Source organism: Citrobacter sp. Cpo142, from assembly GCF_030332425.1.
In the GTDB taxonomy this organism is placed as follows: Bacteria; Pseudomonadota; Gammaproteobacteria; order Enterobacterales; family Enterobacteriaceae; genus Citrobacter; species Citrobacter portucalensis.
On record NZ_JAOWHW010000073.1, the window covers coordinates 1 to 832 of the forward strand.

The 832-nt window shown below is 48.4% G+C and carries 1 protein-coding gene; it reads right to left on the reverse strand.

What is annotated here, in order from left to right; genetic code table 11:
* Positions 1-700 (reverse strand): IS110-like element IS4321 family transposase (locus tag OGY18_RS03460; RefSeq protein ID WP_001326386.1); only part of this gene is annotated, 700 nt, incomplete at its 3' end.
* Positions 701-832 lie beyond the last annotated feature (132 nt).

Below are 832 nucleotides of genomic sequence, written 5' to 3' on the forward strand. Positions count from 1 at the left end.
TCCCGTCGCCAATCTCAGTTGAAATAGTACTCGCTGTCAGTGTTCCGACGCAGGGAATGCTCAGCAAGCGCTGTCCAACCTCATCTTCGTCCAACTTTCGTTTCAACTGGGATTCCAAATCTTTAATCTGCTCAACAAGATAGTGATAATGCTGTTGTAATTTCAGCAATAACTGGCTGAGGTAAAGAGGCAAACTATTATCCTCAAGAATGGTACTCAGTCGGCTAATAACGGCAGCTCCTCGGGGAACGCTAATGCCAAATTCCAGCAGAAAAGCATGCATTTGATTGGTTGTTTTTACCTTATCCTGAACCAGGGATTCACGGACACGATGCAGAGCCCGCATTGCCTGCTGAGATTCCGTTCTGGGCTGCACAAAACGCATAGACGGACGCGATGCAGCTTCACAAATAGCTTCGGCGTCGACAAAGTCGTTTTTATTGCTTTTAACGAACGGGCGGACAAATTGTGGTGATATCAGCTTTGGGGAATGCCCCAACTCTTCCAACTTGCGTGCCATAAAGTGAGAACCGCCACAGGCTTCCATTGCGATGGTTGTAGCGGGGCATGTCGCCAAAAATTCGATCAACTTTGGCCGGGTAAATTTTTTACGGTAAACAGCCTTCCCGCGACGATCCTGGCAATGAATATGGAAAGAGTTTTTACCCAGATCGATACCAATGAGCGCAATGTTTTCCATGATAGTTCTCCGAATGAAAGCCTGTCCTCAGCATAGTACCGGGAAGGAGGGAGTGACCATCTCATTAAATAAAGCACGCTAAGCCGGTGGCAGCGGTCGCAATGGCCTGAACTTCCCCGCACCGACCTTGGC